Origin of the sequence: Megamonas rupellensis DSM 19944 (genome assembly GCF_000378365.1) — a bacterium.
Lineage (GTDB): Bacteria > Bacillota > Negativicutes > Selenomonadales > Selenomonadaceae > Megamonas > Megamonas funiformis.
The window spans coordinates 1-20,403 of the sequence record NZ_KB899598.1 but is presented as its reverse complement, the minus strand read 5'-3'; the positions used below and the strand labels follow the sequence as shown (position 1 = coordinate 20,403).

Below are 20,403 nucleotides of genomic sequence, written 5' to 3'. Positions count from 1 at the left end.
TTAGCTCAGCTGGGAGAGCGCTTGCCTTACAAGCAAGATGTCAGCAGTTCGATCCTGTTACCGCCCACCATAACGAAATATCTACACTACCCTCTCTCATTAAAGGGTAGTTTTTTTATACCCAAATTTAAGTATTTATGATAAACTTTCTATATAAAATTATTTTTACCAAAATTTGATAAAGGAGTCTGCTATATGATTAAATGGATTATCTCCGATATGGACGGTACTTTACTTGTTGAACCTAATAAATTACCTGATGATTTTGATGAAATTATGGATTTATTAAAACAACATAATATTATGTTTTCACCTGCTAGCGGACGCCAATATCAAGCACTTGTTTCCCAATTTCCTAAATATAAAGATGATTTACTTTTTATTTCTGAAAATGGGACTTATGTCTGCCAACATGATAAAGAAATTTTTTCTGCTACATTACCAGATACTGCTGTACAAAAAATTATCGCTGAAACTGCGAAATTACCAAAAGTAGAAATTGTATTAAGCGGTAAAAAAGGTGGCTATATCATCTCTCAAAATAAAGAATTTCATGATGAATTAAATCTTTATTACACTCAATATAAAATTCTTCATGATTTTTCTGAAGTTGATGATGAAATTATTAAAATTTCTCTTTGCGATTGTTTTAATCGCGATTCTTTAAATAATGTCTATAAAAAATTCTTACCTTTAGCTGATGAAATGCAAGTAGTTTTAAGCAGTGATATCTGGGTAGATATCATTCCTTTAGGCATCAACAAAGGTGTAGCTATCCAAAAATTACAGAAAAAATTAAATATAAAACCAGAAGAATGTGTCGCTTTTGGCGATTATTTAAATGATTATGAAATGATGCAATCTGTATATTATAGTTATGCTATGGAAAATGCCATTCCTGAATTAAAGAAAGTAGCTCGCTATATAGCACCACCAAATTATAAAAATGGTGTAGTTAAAACAATTCGTCAATTACTTGCTCAACAAGAAAGCAATCATTGATTAAATATCAAATAGAAAGAAGCTAATATTATGAAATTAGATTATCATATGCATTTTGAATATGGCTCTTATGATGAAAATTGGGTCAAAGGATTTTTTGATAGTGCTAAAGACCATGGATTGACAGAAATCGGCATCTCTGAACATAGCCATACATTTCCTGAATTCAAAGATTTATATTATCAAGATTTAATTTTAGATGATAGCTTTGTAGGTAAATTCCAACAGCAATGGTTAAAGAAAAATAAATTCAAATACACTTTAGATGATTATTTTAACTTTATGGCTAAATTGCGAAAATTAGGCTACAAGGTTAAAACAGGAATTGAAGTATGCAATTTCCAAGACCAAGAAAAAGTAAAAAGTATTTTAGCACCATATGATTTTGATTATATCATTGGCTCTATCCATTTTCTTCATGGTTGGGCTTATGATTCTTCAGAAATAAAAGATGAATGGAATAATCATACTTTAGAAGAAATCTATGATTGGTATGCACAAGAAGTTGAAAAACTCTGTGCTAGTAAAATTTATGATGTTTTAGGTCATCCATTTAATATTCGTTTATTTAAAAATATACCAGATTTTGATGTTACGCCTTATTTAGTCCGTGTAGCTAAAGCTGTTAAAGAAGCTAATATGGCTATCGATATCAATACTGGTACTTTATATCGCTATCCTATAGCTGAAATTTCACCATATCCTGATTTTATGAAAATCGCTGTAGAATACAATCTTCCTATTATCACTTCTTCTGATGCACATAAACCAGAACATTGTGGCAATCATATTGATGATGCTATTTCATATGCAAAATCTTTTGGCTATACAAAATCAATAAACTTCACTAATCGACAACGTAAATTTGTTGATTTAGGCTAACAAAAAATATAATAAAAAACTGCTCTAAAAAATTTAAACAAAAATAATTTTTGCAAGAGCAGTTTTTTTTTAACTAAATACTTAAATAAAAAATCCATATATAAAATTAGCATATAATACTATACTTTAATTCAATAAAAATTATTATCAAGAACATATATTTTTTATCTTCTGTTGTATTCTTTTTCGTTTCTGATAAATAGCCTGTATCGAAACATTATATATTTTACTTAATTTTGTAACAGGAATATTTAATATTACTAAAGCTATTAATAAGTCCCATTCATCTTTTTTTAAATATGATTTTATAGCTTTTAAAAGTAAATTATCATAACCCGCAGATAATTCTGTCATATACTTAGCAAAAGCGTCTACATTTACCCACGCATCAGTAGTAACTATTGTTGTACTTCCACCAGTCCAAACAAGTGGAGACATATCTATTCCACCGCCTTCATGCCAACATTGAGAAACAAAATTTGTACAATCTACCTGATATTCTCCTTCATCATAATTTACATAATCAGGATTATGACTATCATACCATTTTTCAGTATATTCAATAGCACCTTTACGATTTAAAACTGTATTCATAATAAAACCTCCAAATTTAGTATAATAAAAGATAGTAGCTACAATACCTTTTCATATACTAATAAGAGATTTTTTTTACATTTTAAATACTGGAGATGATATCTTTGAAAAAAATTTTTTTATTAATATTAATTTTATTAACTATAAAATCAACACTATATAGTTTTAATCTTCACTTAATAGAACCTATTAAATTTTCTCTTTCTAACTCTTATTATACTTACAAATTAATGCACTACAATTATACTCAATATATTCCTATTGAAGATACATTATTAACATCTATTGCTCAAAAGAAACAACCATTTGATGAACATATACAACAAATAATGACTAAAGATGTTTATGATACTTTATACTATAAATTTAAAAACTATGAAAAAGTTGAACCCATACTATCTATAAAAATAATCGACCAACGTATTGATAAAAACGATCCTAACCTTATTTATATTGATTTTTTAATTATTCAACCTTTTAAATCTAATAATAACAGCTTACTAAATTATCGTTTTACTTTTGATCAAATTATTGTTTTACAAAGTAAAGATAACAGCTGGAAATGTATTTCCTATGAACAACCTGTAAAATATCACTCTGATAGAGTATTTTTTAGTTATTGGAATAATCTAGAATACAATTATTCTAACCAAATTAATTATCAAATAATCAATGAGATAAACCAAATAAACCTAGCTTATAATGACAATAATATTTTTAAAACATATATACACTTAAAAAATATTATTAATTTTATAAGAAAATATCATCAATAATTATAAATTATATTACTAAAACATTATGATTTAAAGAAACTAATCTCTAGTTTAAAAGAAAATGATAAATAAAAGTTAATATCTATTTTCAATGTATATATTTTTTTACTATTATCAAATTCTTTTAATAAATTAAATTTAAAATTTTTATTCATCATAACGAGGACAAATAAAACGTACTTCTGTTACACCACCATTAGGGTATACATCACTTAATGGTCTTTGTAAATGATGTTTTGTATGTGCTGCATAACAAATGCCATATACAGGATCTATTTTAGAAATTATTACTGAATGATACCAGCCATCATGTTCTTCACTTTCACTATAAAATTGAATAATATCACCAATAGTAACCTCATTACTGTCCCATTTCATTACAGCAATAGATAATCCATCTTCAGTATCAGCAGAAGATGTATTTGTCATATATTCAGCAAAATCATCTACAATAGTCCATGATTTTGTTGTAGCTCCTGGTACAAAAGATACATTCCAGTTTGGATTTCTTGGAATCCCCGCATAATTCCAACATTGAGAAACAAAATTTGTACAATCATTACCATCAAAATGAGGAAAAAGCTTATTATAATTTCCACTTTCTTCATCCCAATATTTTTGTGCATATTCTACAGCTTTTTGTCTATTTAATACTATAGCCATGATAAAACCTCCTAAAATTTTTTAGATAGTAGCTACATTATCTTTTCATATACTAACAATAAGTTTTTCACTTTATTTTAAATATCAAAAGGTGTTTATTATGAAAAAAATTTTTATTGCTTTTCTTATATTAAGTATTATTATCTTTTCTTATAATAATATTTGGCAAACATACAGAACATATATTTCTGTTCATCAGAATTTTCAATCATATCTACCAACAAATAAACTTGAAACAATTATGAATAAAACTATTCAAGGAAAAGAACCTTTTAATAAAATTATTCAACAACACATGAGTGAACAAGTATATAATTCATTAAGTATAAATCAAAATATAAATAATAAAGTTCGTATCATAAATCAAGTATTAGATACTAATAATCCTAATATTATCTATATAAATCTTCTTACATTTACCAAAAATTCATTAGGTTATATTGTTTATGTAAATCAAATTATGGCTGTAAAAAAACATAACCAATGGTACTTATTAGAAAATCTCTCTTCTCATCAAGTTAATGATTGTTGGTATTATAAAGTAAATGATGCTATATACTTTAGTTATATCGCTTGGTAAACTTCTAAAAATAATATCAAAAACAAAATATGAGCAAAAACAATATATTAGCTTTTTTATTTCAAACTATATTTTGCCATGAAAAAACCGAACTCCTAATCGCTAGATTTTAGGTCTAACTTTTGGAGTTCGGTTTATTTCATACTCATTCTCTTTTTTTATTAGTAGATTTTTTTTATTTTAAAACCATTCTGGTGTAATTCATTCGTTATTTGATTAATATGCTCAATACCATTTGTTTCCACAGTTACTTCAAGCACTACTTTTTTGAAGCTATCTGTTACTTTAGCCTGATTATGGTCTAATTTAATTACATTAGCATTTAAATCTGCTAAAATTTGAGAAATCGCCAATAACTGACCAGGTTTATCTGGAAGTTGTACACTAAAGCAGAATACTCGACCACGAGCGATTAAAGCTTTATCAATAAGTGCTGAAATTGTAGAAATATCAATATTACCACCACTTACGATAGCAGCCACTTTCTTACCTTTGAATTGTAATTTTCTGCTAGCTGCTAAAGATAATACGCCCGCACCTTCAGCAATCAATTTATGTTTTTCAATCAAAGATAATAAAGCTGACATAATTTCAAATTCAGAAACTGTGATTACTTCATCTACATATTTTTTAATGAATTCAAATGTTACATCACCTGGTGTTTTTACTGCTGTACCTTCTGCTACAGTATCAACACTTGGCAAGGACACTACTTTATTTTCTTGAAGTGATGCTTTGATACAAGCTGCTCCACAAGGTTCTACACCAATTACTTTTACATGTGGATTTACCATTTTAGTCGCAAGTGCTACACCACTGGCAAAACCGCCACCACCGATAGGTACTAAAATCGCATCAACATCTTTTAAATCATCAATGATTTCTAAAGCTGTAGTACCTTGACCTAAGATAACTTCGATATCATTAAATGGGTGGATAAATGTATAATTAAATTCTTGTTGTAATTCTACTGCTTTTGCTGCCGCATCATCAAAACTATCTCCAGATAATACAACTTCTGCTCCATAAGCACGAGTTGCTTCTACTTTTAATAATGGAGTAGTCGCTGGCATAACAATTACAGCCTTAACGCCTAATTGTTGAGCTGCATAAGCTACACCTTGAGCATGATTACCAGCTGAAGCTGCAATTACACCATGAGCTTTTTGTTCTTCACTCAACTGACTAATGCAGTTATACGCTCCGCGAAGTTTGAAAGAACCTGTTTTTTGCAAGTTTTCAGGTTTTATATATATATCATTATGTGATAAATTGGAAAAATAATCACTGTAGATTAATTTAGTTTTGTATATAACACCATCTAAATTTTTAACAGCACGATACACATCAGCTATAGTTGTTTTTTCTACTATTTCCTGTGGCGTTAATTTTACTTCTACTTGCTCTTTAGCCAATAAAACCATCTCCTTTTTGTTTACTTAAAATTATGTAGATATTTTCTATTATATCATAAAATTAACAACTTTACATATATAAAAAATTGTAAATAAAAAAAGTGATGAATTAAACTCCTATTTAGTCTAATTCATCACTGTTATTTTTATTAGTTAAATAAATATCCAGATGGGTCTACAGCTTGTCCATTTATGCGAACTTCATAATGTACATGAGGACCTGTTGAAAAGCCTGTACTTCCCATATAAGCAATAATCTGTCCACGTTTTACTTGTTGACCTGCAGATACTACTACATAAGAAGCATGTCCATAACGAGTCATCACTCCGTTGCCATGGTCGATATCTACCATATTGCCATATCCGCCAGAATTCCAACCAGCAATGCTGACAACGCCATCAGCTGTTGCTCTAATTGGTGTTCCCATATCATTTGCAATATCAATACCAGGGTGGAAATCGCTACCGCCCCAACGAAGACCATATGGTGAACTTACTACACCTTTAGCTGGCCAAATAGATGGAGTAATAGATATAGTCTGATTAGCAATTGCTACTTGCTGACGTTTCATCATGATAGCAGTCTGCAAACGTTTTTTCAATTCTTCCATATTATTTAGTTTACCATTCATTGTATTTTCTACAGTATCTAAGGTAAGACGTACATTTTCTATAGTAGGTGTTTGCAGATATGGTCCACCTTGTCCATTTTGTTCTGGATTTACACTATCTCCATTATTTCCTTCTGGAAGTTCTATACCAGATAATTGTTTTAATTCATTTTCTAAATTATTTAATTGGTCCATATCTTCTTTTAAGCTATTAGCTTTTTTATCAAGTTCAGATAATTGTTGCTGTTGAAGTGCATTTGCTTCTTGCAATTCTTGTAAATGCTGTTTATCTGCTTGATTATTAAAATACACATAACCTGCAAAACTCAATGAACCAACGACTAATACTATCATAATAACTACAGATGCCATCACATATCTAAACATATTCTTACTTATAGTAAATAATTTTACATCATCTGTTTTATTAGGTATGATTTTTATTGTATATTCATCATTTTTTACTACTTTTTTATCTTCTTTTATATCTTCTATTTCTGTTTCTGTATTATTTTGTTCAGTAGCTTGTTTATTTAACCCTTCCTGACTCAAAACTTAAACCTCCTGTATCTTTAAATAATAAATAATAGTAAACATTTATTTCCTAATTTCTTATTATAACATAAATAAAAAGCATTTTGCCTTGCAAATAGCCAAGCAAAATGCTTTTTTTCATTAAAATTCAATTAAGATTTTATCTAATTTCCCTACAACTTTCTCTTTTTACTAAAAAATACGGCACAATAATTTTTGTCGCAAATAAATTAGGATTTTCTATATGCTTACTAAGTTGAGAAGCCGCTTCTACTCCCAATTGATAAGCATTTATATCTATAGATGTCAATTGTGGATTCATCATACGAGCAAAGATAGAATTATTAAAACTTATGATGGATAAATCCTCTGGCACTTTTAAATTGCATGCAGAAATCAAATTACCTATAGAAACAGCTACAATATCATCATAAATCAATAAAGCAGTTGGTCGATTTTCACTAATTAGCAAATCCTTAAGCTTATTATATTTTTCCTCAGAATTCAATGCAAATTCTAAACAATAATTAGGATTATATTCAATATTATGTTCACTTAATGCTAATAAATATCCGGCTTTTCGATCGCTAGAAAATACCTTGTAATTATCTGTACCTATATAAGCAATTTTATTATGACCTAAAGATATTAGATATTCACATGCTTCTTTTGCAGCTTGCACATTATCATTATCTACATAAATAGTATCATTTATCATTTTTGTAGCTTTACCAATCAATACAAATAACAATTTTTGCTCATACATATAATTGATTATTAAATCATCTATATTTGAATATAAAAAGATAAATCCATCTACCTCTGAAGCTTTTATACTTCTTATCAATTCTTCATCAGTTTCACCTGTTATTACTAATAAAGTATATTGCTTTTTATTACAATATTTACCAATTCCCTTTATAGCTTCTAAATAAAAAGGATTTTCATAAACATCTGTTTTACTTTTAGGAAATACTACACCTATTTTACGCATACTAATATTCTGTTGTAAATTATTTTGCTCGTAACCTAATTCTTCCATCGCTTTTTTTACTCTGTCCTTTGTTTCTTGACTAATCGATGGATGATTTTTACACGTTCTTGATACTGTTGACGGTGATACCCCAGCCAATTTCGCGACATCTTTAATTGTAACTGCCATAAAAATTCTCCTCTATATCTATAATAAAAAATCGTCTTTAATATTTATAAATATTAAACCACATTTCAATAATTAACGCAACTATTTACGCAATAAATTGCATTTATTTTGCGTAAAATATTTTATTTTTAATGCAAATATTTCGTAAAACTTATTGCAATTTTTCGCAAAACTCTTTATAATAAAAATATAATCATTACTGAAGCGATTTTAAAGATATTTATAATGTATGTAATAAAAATTATGAGGAAGTGTTTTTATGGAAAGTAAATCCCTACAACTTTTATCACCAATTACGGGAAAAACAATACCACTTACAGAAGTTCCTGACCCTGTATTTTCTACAAAAATGATGGGTGATGGTATTGCAATCATTCCATCAGAAGGTAAAATCTACAGTCCTGTTGATGGTGAAATCACTATGATTGCAGCAACAAAACATGCCTATGGCATCAAAGCTGATAATGGATTAGAACTACTCATTCATTTTGGCTTGGAAACAGTAGCTTTAAATGGTGAAGGCTTTACTGTTCACGTGCAAGCTGGCGATAAGATAAAAGCTGGCACATTAATTGCCGAAGTAGATTTTTCTTTCATGCAACAAAAAAATATCAATTTAATTACACCATTTATCATTTGTGGTGGCATGGAAAACATGACATTAAACTGTAATTACAACGAAGTAACTCATGGTGAAGATGCCATCATAACTTTAACCATGCAAACTATGCAAAATGTGCAAAATCCTATGCAACAAGAAACAAAATCAACTGTAGAAGAAGCGCCAAAGAAAAAATTTCATATTGATTTTGATTTCTTACAAAAACTTGGCAAAGTGTTAATGACAGTTATCGCTGTTATGCCTGCTGCTGGTCTTATGATTTCTCTTGGTAAATTAATTCAAATGTGTGGTGCTGATATTTCCTTAATCATGATTATTGGTAACACTATGGAAAATATCGGTTGGGCAATTATCGGTAATTTACATATTTTATTTGCTGCTGCCATTGGTGGTTCATGGGCAAAAGAAAAAGCTGGTGGTGCCTTTGCTGCTATAATTGCTTTCATTTTAATCAATCGAATAACTGGTTCTATTTTTGGTGTAACTACAGATATGTTAAGCCAAGCTGACGCTACAACTTATACTTTATTAGGTCAAACAATTCCTGTTAAAGGCTATTTTGTTGAAGTTCTTGGTGCAGCCGCTCTCAACATGGGTGTATTTGTCGGTATTATCTCTGGCTTTGTCGGTGGTATTGTCTACAATAAATACTACAATTTCCGCAAATTACCAGATTGTTTAGCCTTTTTTAATGGTAAACGCTTTGTACCTTTAATGGTCATCATTTATTCCGTCGTAATTTCTGTAATTCTCAGTTTTTTCTGGACTTATGTACAAACAGGTATTAATAATTTTGGTATTTGGATTGCTAATTCATCTTCTACTTATCCTGTACTTGCTCCATTTATTTATGGTACTTTAGAACGTTTACTTTTACCATTTGGTTTACATCATATGCTTACCATTCCAATGAACTACACATCTTTTGGTGGTACTTATCAACTTTTAACAGGTGCAAATGCTGGAGCTTTTGTATTTGGACAAGATCCTTTATGGCTTGCTTGGGCAAATGATTTAATCAACTTCAAAAATATGGGTGATATGGCTTCTTACAATCAATTATTAAACGAAGTAACACCTGCTCGTTTCAAAGTTGGTCAAATGATCGGTGCTACTGGTATGTTGCTTGGTATCGCCTTAGCTATGTATCATCGTGTCGATAAAGATAAACGTCATAAATATAAATCCATGTTTGTATCCACTGCACTTGCTGTATTTTTAACTGGTGTAACTGAACCACTTGAATTTATGTTTATGTTTGCCGCTGTTCCTTTATATATCGTTTATGCAATTCTTCAAGGTCTAGCTTTTGCTATGGCTGGTATTATAGATTTACGCCTTCATTCTTTTGGCAATATTGAGTTTATCACTCGCATTCCTATGTCTGTAAAAGCAGGACTTACTGGAGATATTATTAACTTTTTAATTTGTATTGTAGCCTTTTTTGCTATCGGTTATGTTGTAGCTTATTTCATGATTGGCAAATTTCAATTTGCTACACCTGGTCGTTTAGGTAATTATGACAGTATAAATAATGATGAAGATAATTCTAAAACTACTGTACAAGGCTCTGCTCAAGCTGAAGCTATTATTAAACTTTTAGGTGGTAGAGAAAATATCACTCTCGTTGATGCTTGTATGACCAGATTGCGTGTAACTGTTAAAGATATCAATAAAGTAGCAGATTTAGACCAATGGAAAAAATATGGTGCTTTAGGTTTAGTAAAAAAAGATAATGGCGTTCAAGCTATTTATGGGCCTAAAGCCGATGTTTTAAAATCTGACATCAATGACATTCTTTAAATATATCAATTGACGAGGTAATTTATATGAAATTACTAACACTTAATTCTCACAGTCTTTTAGAAGAAGATTATCTTAAAAAAACACAGATTTTTGTAGAAGAAATTCTTCAAGAAAATATTGATGTCTTCGCACTTCAAGAAGTCAATCAATCACATGATGACAAAATCTTAGCTAAAAATCCTCATAACTATTATGGTACATCAATTTTAAAGCAAAATAATCATGCGCTATATATTGCTGATTTACTAGCTAAACAAGGTAAAAACTATCATTGGATTTGGGAAGATTGTCATCTTGGCTATGACATCTATGATGAAGGTATTGCTATCTTTTCCAAATATCCAATTATAGATACAAAAGTAATTCCATTATCTAAAACACAAGATCATACAAATTATAAAACGCGTAAAGCTTTAGCTATTTGTTGTGAAATAAATCAACAAAAAACATGGTTTATTTCTATGCATATGGGCTGGTGGAATGATGAAGAAGAACCATTTCAACTCCATTGGCAAAATTTAATTACAGCTCTAAAGCCAATTTCTCAAGATACTATTTTCTTAATGGGAGATTTCAATAATCGCAGTGATATCAAAGATGAAGGTTACAATCTTATTCTTAAAGATAAATGGTATGACTTGTATGAATTAGCTCAAATACGTGATGAAGGAATTACCAGTTCTTCTGGCATTGCTGGTTGGTTTTCTCAAAATAGTGAAGCTATCCGCATTGACTATATTTTTTGCAATAAAAAAATAAATGTACAGTCTCAAAAATCTATATTTACTGGCATAGATAAACCTACTATATCTGATCATTTTGCTGTACTAACAGAATGTGTATAAAAGGAGTATAAAATCATGAGAGCAAGTGGCATTTTATTACCAATCTTTTCCCTGCCTGGTGGTCATGGAATTGGTTGCTTTAATCAAGAAGCTTATAAATGGATAGATTATTTAAAACAAGCTAAACAAAGTTATTGGCAAATATTGCCTTTAGGTGCAACTAGCTATGGCGATTCACCTTATCAATCATTTTCTACTTTTGCAGGAAATCCTTATTTTATTTCTTTAGATGATTTAGTAGCTAAAAATTGGTTAAATATCGATGAATTACCAATTCAAGAAGAAAATACTACTATTGATTATGCAAACTTATATCATACACGTTTTGATTTATTGAGATTAGCTTTTAAACGTAGTCATATCACAGATAATCATGATTTCCAATCATTTATAAATAATGAAGCATATTGGCTAAATGATTATGCTTTATTTATGGCAATAAAAGATTATTTTAATGGAGTATCTTGGCAACAATGGCCTGAAGATATCCGCCATAGAACAACAGATGCTATGAACTACTACACAAATAAATTACAAGAAAATATTACTTTTTATAAATTCCTTCAATTCATCTTTTGGGAACAATGGCAAAAATTAAAAGCTTATGCAAACAGTCAAGGTATTTCTATAATCGGTGATATTCCAATCTATGTAGCTTATGATAGTGCTGATACTTGGTCTAATCCTCATCTCTTTCAATTAGATGAAAATTTATTGCCAACAGCAGTTGCTGGTTGTCCGCCAGATGGCTTTTCCGCTGATGGTCAACTTTGGGGCAACCCTTTATATGCTTGGGAAAGACATGCACAAGAAAATTTTTCTTGGTGGATATCTCGTATTTCTTGGTGCTATAAATTATATGATGTTGTTCGTATTGACCATTTCCGTGGCTTTGATGAATATTATTCTATTCCTTACGGAAATACTACAGCTAAAGGTGGTCATTGGGTAAAAGGCCCTGGAATAAATCTTTTCCAACAAATAAAAAATACACTTGGCAATAAAGAAATCATTGCTGAAGACCTTGGCTATTTAACTGACTCCGTTCGCCAATTAGTAAAAGATACAGGCTATCCAGGAATGAAAGTTTTAGAATTTGCCTTTGATAGTCGCGATTCTAGTGGAGCTAATAATTATTTACCTCATAATTACAATGAAAATTGTGTAGTTTATACTGGCACTCATGATAATGAAACAATGCTTGGCTGGTTTAAATCAATCTTGCCAGAAGAAAAAAATACTTTGCGTCGCTATTTATGTACTGATACTCAAGATGATTTAAAACTACTAGATAAAGCTATTTGTTTAGCTATGCAATCTGTAGCTAAAATGTGTATCATTCCTATGCAAGATTGGTTACAACTAGATAATACAAGTCGCATAAATAAACCATCTACACTTGGTGGTAATTGGTGCTGGCGCATGAATAATTCACAACTCAGTGAAAAACTAAATCAAAAAATTGCTTCTATTACAGCCATTTATGGTAGAGATAAAAAATAAGGAGAATATCTATGTTAACTAAATTAAATAATATATTACAAATCCAATTTCAAAAAGATATTGATAACTGTACAAATGAAGAATTATATATAGCCTTATTAATGTTAGTTAAAGCATTAAGCAAAAATCGTCCCCTCACACAAACTAAACGAAAATTATATTATATTTCAGCTGAATTTTTAATTGGTAAACTCTTATCTAATAATCTAATTAATCTTGGTATTTATGACGAAATCAATTCTTTATTACAAGAACACGGTAAAGATTTAAGTATTATTGAAGAAATAGAACCTGAACCATCTTTAGGTAATGGTGGTCTTGGTCGACTTGCTGCTTGCTTTTTAGACTCTATTGCTACACTTAATCTTTCTGGTGATGGTATCGGTTTAAATTATCATCTTGGTCTATTTAAACAAAAATTTATCAATCACCTTCAAAAAGAAGAAGTTAATCCATGGTTACAAAAAGACAATTGGCTCAATGATACAAATATAGGCTTTGATATTCAATTCAAAGATTTTACTGTACATTCTCATCTTTATGATATTGATGTTATTGGTTATGGACAAGGGCTGAATAAATTACATCTTTTTGACCTAGACAGTATCGATGAAAATATTGTTAAAGAAGGTATATCTTTTGATTTAACAGATATTAAAAAAAATCTCACTTTATTTTTATATCCTGATGATAGTACAAAAGAAGGTCAATTACTTCGCATCTATCAACAATATTTCATGATTAGCAATGCAGCTCAATTAATTTTAATGGAAGAAAAAGCTAAAGGTCATGACCTCAAAGACTTACATCAACATGTATGTATTCAAATCAATGATACTCATCCATCAATGATTATTCCTGAACTTATCTATCGCTTATTAAAAGAGGGTATTCATTTAAAAGAAGCAGTGCATATCGTAACAAATACTTGTGCTTATACAAATCATACTATTTTAGCTGAAGCTTTAGAAAAATGGCCTATGGATTATCTCCGTCAAGTAGTACCACATTTAATTCCAATAATTGAAATCCTCGATACTGTTGCATTCACACGCAGTGAAGAAGAAGCCGTCCAAATTATCGATAAAGAAAATCGTGTGCATATGGCTAATATGGATATTCATTTTGGCTATAGTATCAATGGTGTAGCTTCTTTGCATACTGATATTCTAAAAAATAGTGAATTAAATGCCTTTTATAAACTCTATCCGCAAAAATTCAATAATAAAACTAATGGTATTACATTCCGTCGTTGGTTATTGCATTGTAATCATGAACTTAGCCAATATATTCAATCTCTAATAGGCAATAAATTTCTACAAGATGCTACAAAATTAAAAGAACTATTACAATATATTAATGATGAAAATGTATTATCTACACTTTTAAAAATTAAAGCTCATAATAAACAAAAACTCGCAGATTACATTCAAAAAACTATGCAAATCAGTATTAATCCAGATAGTATCTTTGATATTCAAATAAAACGCTTACATGAATATAAACGTCAACAAATGAATTTACTCTATATCATCAATTTACTATTAAAAATCAGACAAGGCTATCGACCAAAAACACCTATAACTTTCATTTTTGGCGCTAAAGCTGCACCCGCATATGTCATTGCCAAAGATATCATTCATGCTATTTTATGTCTTCAAGATATCATCGCTAAAGACTCTATTGCTAATAAATATATTCAAGTTGTCATGATTGAAAACTACAATGTTTCACAAGCTGAAAAATTAATTCCTGCTTGTGATATTTCTGAACAAATTTCACTTGCTAGTAAAGAAGCTAGTGGTACTGGCAATATGAAAATGATGTTAAACGGCGCAATTACATTAGGTACAGAAGATGGTGCTAATGTAGAAATTCATCAATTAGTAGGTGATGATAATATCTATATCTTTGGTGAAAGCAGTGATAATGTCATCAATCATTATAAAAAACAAGATTATAATGTCAAAGATTATTATGAAAATGATACAGAAATTGAAAACACACTTAAATTCTTGATTTCTAAAGAAATGCTTTCCATTGGCAATGCTGAAAATCTTCAACGTTTATACAATGAATTAAGTAATAAAGATTGGTTTATGACTTTACTTGATTTAAAATCATATATTCAAGCTAAAGATAAAGCTTTCCATGATTATTTAAATCGTCAAAATTGGGCAAAAATGTCTTTAACAAATATTGCTAACGCTGGCTATTTCTCTAGTGACCGCACAATCGCTGAATATAATAACGATATTTGGAAATTAGATAAATAATCTGCCACTAAATGAGGTGTCAATATGTCTTTTGATAATATAAAAATATATATGCAAAATGGTAAATTAACAGATTTAGAAATAAATTATTATATTAATAAATTAAAAAAATATACCAAAGTAAAAAATTACAACGTATATCTTTTATTTTAGGCGAAGATTATATTGACTTAAGATATATGTTTGAAGCTTATCCTTTTGAAAGAATATGGCGAATCCCCTCTAAAAAATAATATAAAAAAAGACTATCGTAAAAATTTACGATAGTCTTTTTTCTTATCTAAAATACAATATTTATTTACCCATTTTTATATAATTTAAACGACCGCCAGCCATTAAAATATCAATATCTAATTGAGATAATGCATGATTTACGGCAAAAGAAGTTTTCTTAGTAACATTCTCTACCATCATAGCTTTTCCTGGAGCAAGCTGATGTAAATTACTAATTTTTAATACATCACCTTCATCAATAGTATCATAATCTGCTTCATTTGCAAAAGTAAATGGTACGATACCAAAGTTTATGAGATTAGCTTGATGTATACGCGCAAAGCTTTTAGCGATAACAGCTTTAATGCCTAAATACATTGGTGCAAGTGCTGCATGTTCACGGCTAGAACCTTGACCATAGTTTTGACCTGCAACGATAAAGCCACCGCCAACAGATAAGCAATGTTGTTTAAATCCAGCTTGTACATCACGGAAAATAAATTCAGATATTTTTTCAATATTAGAGCGGAATGGCAATACTTTTGCCCCTGCTGGAGCGATATGGTCTGTAGTGATATTATCTACTACTTTAATTACTACTTGTTTTTCTACAGTATCAGCAAGTGGAGTATTTTCTGGAAGTGGTTTAATATTTGGACCACGAACGATTTCCACATTTTCAGGATGCTGTTTTTCTGGAGCAATAATCATGCTATCATCTACTAAGAAATGATCTGGTTCTGCTGGAATATCAAATTCAGCTTCTCTAGGGTCAGAAATAACACCTTTTATAGCACTATAAGCAGCTACTTCTGGAGAAACAAGACATACATTTGCACTTAAGGTACCACTTCTACCATAGAAATTGCGGTTGAAAGTACGAAGTGACCATGCATTTGTAATAGGAGATTGACCCATACCGATACAAGGACCACAAGTACATTCAAGCATTCTAGCACCACTAGAGATTAAATCTGTTAATGCTCCATTTTGAGAAAGCATAGTCAATACTTGTTTAGAACCTGGAGAAATACATAAGGATACATTTTCAGCAACTGTTTTATTTTTTAATATAGAAGCGACAATCATCATATCTCTATAAGAAGAATTTGTACAGCTACCAATAGCAACCTGGTCTATTTTTTTGCCAACAACTTCACTGATGGATTTTACGGCATCAGGGCTATGAGGCATAGCAATCATTGGTTCTAAATCATCTAAATTGATTTCATATGTTTCATCATAAACAGCATCATCATCTGCACTTAAAGCTACGAAACAATCTTCACGATTTTGTTTTTTCAAAAATTCATATGTTACTTCATCGCTTGGGAATATAGATGTAGTAGCACCGAGTTCTGCACCCATATTTGTTATAGTAGCACGTTGAGGAATATTTAAAGTTTTTACACCTTCACCTGTGTATTCAATAACTTTACCTACGCCACCTTTTACAGTCATAAGCTGTAAAACTTTTAAAATAATATCTTTAGAACTTACACCTTTATGTAATGCACCTGTAAGTTTTACATTTACCACTTTTGGCATTTTTAAATTAAATGGACGTCCTGCCATAGCACAAGCAACATCAAGTCCACCAGCACCAATAGCCAATGCACCAATACCACCAGCTGTAGGAGTATGAGAATCACTTCCTAATAAAGTTTTACCTGGAGCTGCAAATCTTTCCAAATGTACCTGATGGCAGATACCATTACCTGGACGAGAAAAGTAAATACCATGTTTATTTGCTACTGTTTGTAAATATTTATGGTCATCAGCATTTTCAAAACCACTTTGAAGTGTATTGTGGTCTACATAGCTTACGGATAATTCTGTTTTAACTTGGTCTACACCCATAGCTTCTAATTGTAAATAAGCCATAGTTCCTGTAGCATCTTGTGTTAAAGTCTGGTCAATTTTAATAGCTATTGGACAACCACGGTCCATAGTGCCTTCTTGTAAATGAGCTTTAATTATTTTTTCTGTTAATGTAGGCATCTTTAGCTCTCCTTTACTTTTTTAGTATACATAAGAACAATATTTTCATTATAACATAAATTATTACGATTTGTGTATCAATACAGTAAACATTTACTATAAAAATATTGTATACAGTGTATATTTGACTTTTATATAAGATATTTTTTGTGATATAATAGACAAGTATCTTTTTATATAATATGTTTTTTATAAACTCATCGTTAATATCAATTCAATAGAAAAGGAGAATTAGTCTATGGATAATACGTTCTTAGCTCAATTCTACGGAAAATCACAAAATTATACAGATATTCCTAATCATTTATATAAAGACTACAATGTAAAAAAAGGTTTACGTAATGAAGATGGTACAGGTGTTTTAGTAGGTCTTACTCGTGTTGCAGACGTTGTAGGTTATACATACAATGAAGATGGTACAAAAGTAGATACTGAAGGTACTTTATTTTTTCGTGGTATAGATATCAATGAAATAGTAAAAAATCGTCATGACTTACGCTATATTTATGAAGAAGCTTGCTTTTTATTATTATTTGGTTACTTACCAAAACAAAAAGAATTAGAAAACTTTTGCGAACTCCTTCAAGAAAACTACGAACTTCCTGATGATTTCTTAGAAATGAATTTACTTCGCATGCCTGGTAAAAATCTAATGAATAAATTGCAACATGCAATTTTAACTTTATATAATTATGATGAAGACCCAGATAATACCGATGTATATGAAACATTATTAAAAGGCATTCAAATCATGGCAAAATTGCCATCAATCGCATGTTATGCTTATCAATCTAAAATGCATTACTACGAACATAAAAGTCTTATCATTCACTATCCTCGCAAAGATTACTCTACTGCTGAAAATATTTTATATATGCTTCGCTCTGATAGCAATTTCAGCAAACAAGAAGCTAATCTTTTAGACATCATGCTCCTTTTACATGCTGATCATGGTGGTGGTAACAACTCCACTTTCACAAATGTAGTAATCTCTTCCACTGACACAGATATTTATTCTGCTGTATCTGGCTCTATAGGTTCACTCAAAGGTCCTCGTCATGGTGGTGCTAATATAAAAGTAGCTTTAATGATGGATGCTGTTATATCCGAAATAGGCTATACTCGTGATGATGCCAAAATTAAAGATATTGTATTGAAATTATTAAATAAACAATTCTACAATAAATCTGGTCTTGTATACGGTTTTGGTCATGCTGTTTATACACTTTCTGACCCACGTGCAGAAATACTTCGCCATTATTGTGGTATCGTAGCTCATGAAAAAGGTCGTGAAGAAGAATTTGAATTCTATTTACGCTTTGAACGCATTGTTAAAGAAACTTTGATGGAAACAAAAGGCTTAACAGCGTGTGCAAATGTAGACTTTTACAGTGGCTTTGCTTATGATATGCTTGGTATTCCTCGCGATATGTTTACACCATTATTCGTTATCAGCCGTATGGTAGGTTGGCTTGCTCATAACTTAGAAAATAAATTATATGATGGCCGTATCATGCGTCCTGCTACAAAATATGTTGGTGAATTAAATGAATATGTACCTATGGAGGATAGATAAAAATGACTAAAACTATTACTGTATTTAAAGGCGATGGCATTGGTCCTGAAATAACTGATGCTGTTTTGAAAATATTAGATAAAGCTGGTGCTGACCTTAATTATGAAATTTTCAATGTCGGTGCTAAAGAATATGAAACAAATGGTAAATTAATCCCTGATGAAGCATTTGCTTCCTTTGATAAAAACAAAGTATTATTAAAATCTCCAATCACTACTCCTATTGGCAAAGGCTTCCGCTCTTTAAATGTAACTTTACGTAAAAAATATGATTTATATGCTAACATTCGCCCTGCTAAATCAAATAATGCTGTAAAAACTGCATTTAAAGATGTTGACCTAATTGTTTTCAGAGAAAATACTGAAGACCTCTATGTAGGTGTAGAAGAACAAATTGATGAAAATACTGTTCATGCTACAAAAATAATCACTCGCCATGCTAGTGAAAGAATTATTAAAGATGCTTTTGAATACGCTAAAGCTCATAATCGCAAAAAAGTAACTTGTGTACACAAAGCTAATATCTTAAAAAGGAGTGATGGTTTATTCCTAAGCATATTCTACGATATCGCTAAAAATTATCCAGAAATCGAAGCTAATGATAAAATCGTTGATAACACTTGCATGCAACTTGTAATGAACCCTCAACAATTTGATATCATGGTTATGCCAAATCTCTATGGAGATATCGTTTCTGACCTCACTAGTGGCTTAATCGGTGGACTTGGTTTATTGCCATCTAGTAATCTCGGTAAAGATTATGCCATGTTTGAAGCAGTTCATGGTAGCGCACCAGATATTGCAGGTAAACATATAGCAAATCCTACAGCACTTTTATGGTCTGCTTGCATGATGCTTGAATATCTTGGTCAAAATGATGTTGCTAGCAAAATCAGAAAAGCTGTTGATGAAGTATTAAACGAAGGAACAACTTTAACACCAGACCTTCATGGTACAGCTACAACAGAAGCATATTGTGATGCTATCATCACTAAATTATAAAAAATAAATTTAATATAATTATTTATAAAAAAGACTACCTATAAAATATGATAATTTTGATATGCACCCAAAATATTGGACATATTAATTAAGCTACTAATTGAGACTTAGTTCTGTATTCTACAGGACTAAGTCCTTTTAGTTTTATCTTTATCCGTTTTGTATTATAATATTTTATATAAGATTTTAACTCTTTTATAAAATCTTCAACGGATTTGAATTTTTTTAAATAGAATAATTCGCTTTTTAGTAAACCAAAGAAATTTTCTATTACGGCATTATCTAAGCAATTGCCTTTTCGGCTCATGCTTTGGATAATGCCTTTTTCTTTTAATAATTTT

17 protein-coding genes are annotated in these 20,403 nt (G+C 30.2%); 10 read left to right on the top strand and 7 right to left on the bottom strand.

Translation table 11 applies throughout. The features are described from left to right. Nucleotides 1–195: 195 nt before the first annotated feature. Together F553_RS0109765 and F553_RS0109760 are read left to right on the top strand one after the other, a co-directional pair. Nucleotides 196–1,002 (top strand): HAD family hydrolase, encoded by an 807-nt coding sequence (locus tag F553_RS0109765; RefSeq protein ID WP_018999962.1) that lies wholly within the window; start codon nt 196–198, stop codon nt 1,000–1,002. 30 nt (nt 1,003–1,032) lie between these two features. Further along, the gene (locus F553_RS0109760; RefSeq protein WP_018999961.1) at nt 1,033–1,884 is read left to right on the top strand and encodes a PHP domain-containing protein; all 852 of its coding nucleotides are present in this window, start codon (nt 1,033–1,035) and stop codon (nt 1,882–1,884) included. Between the two features lie 147 nt (nt 1,885–2,031). On the opposite strand, the gene F553_RS0109755 is transcribed toward F553_RS0109760, so the two are convergent. Beyond that, nucleotides 2,032–2,478 (bottom strand): amidase domain-containing protein, encoded by a 447-nt coding sequence (locus F553_RS0109755; RefSeq protein ID WP_018999960.1) that lies wholly within the window; start codon nt 2,476–2,478, stop codon nt 2,032–2,034. A gap of 104 nt (nt 2,479–2,582) precedes the next feature. On the opposite strand from F553_RS0109755, the gene F553_RS0109750 reads away from it, so the two are divergent. After that, nucleotides 2,583–3,254, top strand: a complete 672-nt coding sequence (locus F553_RS0109750; RefSeq protein WP_018999959.1) for a hypothetical protein — start codon at nt 2,583–2,585, stop codon at nt 3,252–3,254. Nucleotides 3,255–3,401: 147 nt separating this feature from the next. Here the strand turns inward: F553_RS0109750 and F553_RS0109740 are convergent, their stop codons facing one another. Next, nucleotides 3,402–3,917 carry an amidase domain-containing protein gene (locus F553_RS0109740; RefSeq protein WP_018999957.1) on the bottom strand — a complete coding sequence of 172 codons (516 nt, stop codon included), beginning with the start codon at nt 3,915–3,917 and terminating at the stop codon, nt 3,402–3,404. Between the two features lie 100 nt (nt 3,918–4,017). On the opposite strand from F553_RS0109740, the gene F553_RS0109735 reads away from it, so the two are divergent. Next, nucleotides 4,018–4,497, top strand: coding sequence for a hypothetical protein (locus F553_RS0109735; RefSeq protein WP_018999956.1), 480 nt, complete (start codon nt 4,018–4,020; stop codon nt 4,495–4,497). Between the two features lie 161 nt (nt 4,498–4,658). Here the strand turns inward: F553_RS0109735 and ilvA are convergent, their stop codons facing one another. The 3 genes from ilvA to F553_RS0109720 form a co-directional block, all read right to left on the bottom strand. Beyond that, nucleotides 4,659–5,921, bottom strand: coding sequence for a threonine ammonia-lyase (ilvA, locus tag F553_RS0109730; RefSeq protein WP_033405765.1), 1,263 nt, complete (start codon nt 5,919–5,921; stop codon nt 4,659–4,661). Nucleotides 5,922–6,061: 140 nt separating this feature from the next. Next, a complete protein-coding gene (locus F553_RS0109725; RefSeq protein WP_018999954.1) occupies nt 6,062–7,075 on the bottom strand; it encodes a M23 family metallopeptidase in 1,014 nt (337 codons plus the stop codon). 142 nt (nt 7,076–7,217) lie between these two features. Continuing rightward, nucleotides 7,218–8,219: a LacI family DNA-binding transcriptional regulator gene (locus F553_RS0109720; RefSeq protein WP_018999953.1), complete on the bottom strand. Its 1,002-nt coding sequence runs from the start codon at nt 8,217–8,219 to the stop codon at nt 7,218–7,220. A 259-nt stretch (nt 8,220–8,478) separates the two neighbouring features. Between F553_RS0109720 and F553_RS0109715 the strand changes: the two genes are divergently transcribed. From F553_RS0109715 to F553_RS0109700, 4 genes are read left to right on the top strand one after another with little or no spacing between them, the layout of a single operon-like run. Beyond that, on the top strand, nt 8,479–10,644 hold the full coding sequence (locus F553_RS0109715; protein ID WP_018999952.1) for a PTS transporter subunit IIBC: 2,166 nt from the start codon (nt 8,479–8,481) through the stop codon (nt 10,642–10,644). Nucleotides 10,645–10,670: 26 nt separating this feature from the next. Then, nucleotides 10,671–11,492, top strand: coding sequence for an endonuclease/exonuclease/phosphatase family protein (locus tag F553_RS0109710; protein WP_018999951.1), 822 nt, complete (start codon nt 10,671–10,673; stop codon nt 11,490–11,492). A gap of 15 nt (nt 11,493–11,507) precedes the next feature. Next, nucleotides 11,508–12,995 carry a 4-alpha-glucanotransferase gene (gene malQ / locus F553_RS0109705; protein WP_018999950.1) on the top strand — a complete coding sequence of 496 codons (1,488 nt, stop codon included), beginning with the start codon at nt 11,508–11,510 and terminating at the stop codon, nt 12,993–12,995. A gap of 11 nt (nt 12,996–13,006) precedes the next feature. Then, a complete protein-coding gene (locus tag F553_RS0109700; RefSeq protein WP_018999949.1) occupies nt 13,007–15,271 on the top strand; it encodes a glycogen/starch/alpha-glucan phosphorylase in 2,265 nt (754 codons plus the stop codon). 294 nt (nt 15,272–15,565) lie between these two features. On the opposite strand, the gene F553_RS0109690 is transcribed toward F553_RS0109700, so the two are convergent. Then, on the bottom strand, nt 15,566–17,485 hold the full coding sequence (locus tag F553_RS0109690) for an aconitate hydratase (RefSeq protein WP_018999947.1): 1,920 nt from the start codon (nt 17,483–17,485) through the stop codon (nt 15,566–15,568). A 238-nt stretch (nt 17,486–17,723) separates the two neighbouring features. Here F553_RS0109690 and F553_RS0109685 point away from each other — a divergent pair, with 238 nt between their 5' ends. Together F553_RS0109685 and F553_RS0109680 are read left to right on the top strand one after the other, a co-directional pair. Next, entirely contained in the window at nt 17,724–19,061 is a 1,338-nt protein-coding gene (locus tag F553_RS0109685; protein ID WP_018999946.1) for a citrate synthase, read from the top strand. A gap of 2 nt (nt 19,062–19,063) precedes the next feature. Then, nucleotides 19,064–20,062 carry an isocitrate/isopropylmalate dehydrogenase family protein gene (locus F553_RS0109680; protein ID WP_018999945.1) on the top strand — a complete coding sequence of 333 codons (999 nt, stop codon included), beginning with the start codon at nt 19,064–19,066 and terminating at the stop codon, nt 20,060–20,062. 88 nt (nt 20,063–20,150) lie between these two features. Here F553_RS0109680 and F553_RS0109675 read toward each other — a convergent pair. After that, nucleotides 20,151–20,403, bottom strand: a 253-nt coding sequence (locus F553_RS0109675; RefSeq protein WP_018999944.1) for an IS3 family transposase, incomplete at its 5' end; no start/stop codon positions are given.

Excerpts from the sequence above, each read along its gene's own strand:
- F553_RS0109765 (WP_018999962.1), top strand. The coding sequence starts at position 196 with ATGATTAAATGGATTATCTCCGATATGGACGGTACTTTACTTGTTGAA.
- F553_RS0109760 (WP_018999961.1), top strand. The coding sequence starts at position 1,033 with ATGAAATTAGATTATCATATGCATTTTGAATATGGCTCTTATGATGAA.
- F553_RS0109755 (WP_018999960.1), bottom strand. The coding sequence starts at position 2,478 with ATGAATACAGTTTTAAATCGTAAAGGTGCTATTGAATATACTGAAAAA.
- F553_RS0109740 (WP_018999957.1), bottom strand. The coding sequence starts at position 3,917 with ATGGCTATAGTATTAAATAGACAAAAAGCTGTAGAATATGCACAAAAA.
- F553_RS0109735 (WP_018999956.1), top strand. The coding sequence starts at position 4,018 with ATGAAAAAAATTTTTATTGCTTTTCTTATATTAAGTATTATTATCTTT.
- ilvA (WP_033405765.1), bottom strand. The coding sequence starts at position 5,921 with ATGGTTTTATTGGCTAAAGAGCAAGTAGAAGTAAAATTAACGCCACAG.
- F553_RS0109720 (WP_018999953.1), bottom strand. The coding sequence starts at position 8,219 with ATGGCAGTTACAATTAAAGATGTCGCGAAATTGGCTGGGGTATCACCG.
- F553_RS0109715 (WP_018999952.1), top strand. The coding sequence starts at position 8,479 with ATGGAAAGTAAATCCCTACAACTTTTATCACCAATTACGGGAAAAACA.
- F553_RS0109710 (WP_018999951.1), top strand. The coding sequence starts at position 10,671 with ATGAAATTACTAACACTTAATTCTCACAGTCTTTTAGAAGAAGATTAT.
- malQ (WP_018999950.1), top strand. The coding sequence starts at position 11,508 with ATGAGAGCAAGTGGCATTTTATTACCAATCTTTTCCCTGCCTGGTGGT.
- F553_RS0109700 (WP_018999949.1), top strand. The coding sequence starts at position 13,007 with ATGTTAACTAAATTAAATAATATATTACAAATCCAATTTCAAAAAGAT.
- F553_RS0109690 (WP_018999947.1), bottom strand. The coding sequence starts at position 17,485 with ATGCCTACATTAACAGAAAAAATAATTAAAGCTCATTTACAAGAAGGC.
- F553_RS0109685 (WP_018999946.1), top strand. The coding sequence starts at position 17,724 with ATGGATAATACGTTCTTAGCTCAATTCTACGGAAAATCACAAAATTAT.
- F553_RS0109680 (WP_018999945.1), top strand. The coding sequence starts at position 19,064 with ATGACTAAAACTATTACTGTATTTAAAGGCGATGGCATTGGTCCTGAA.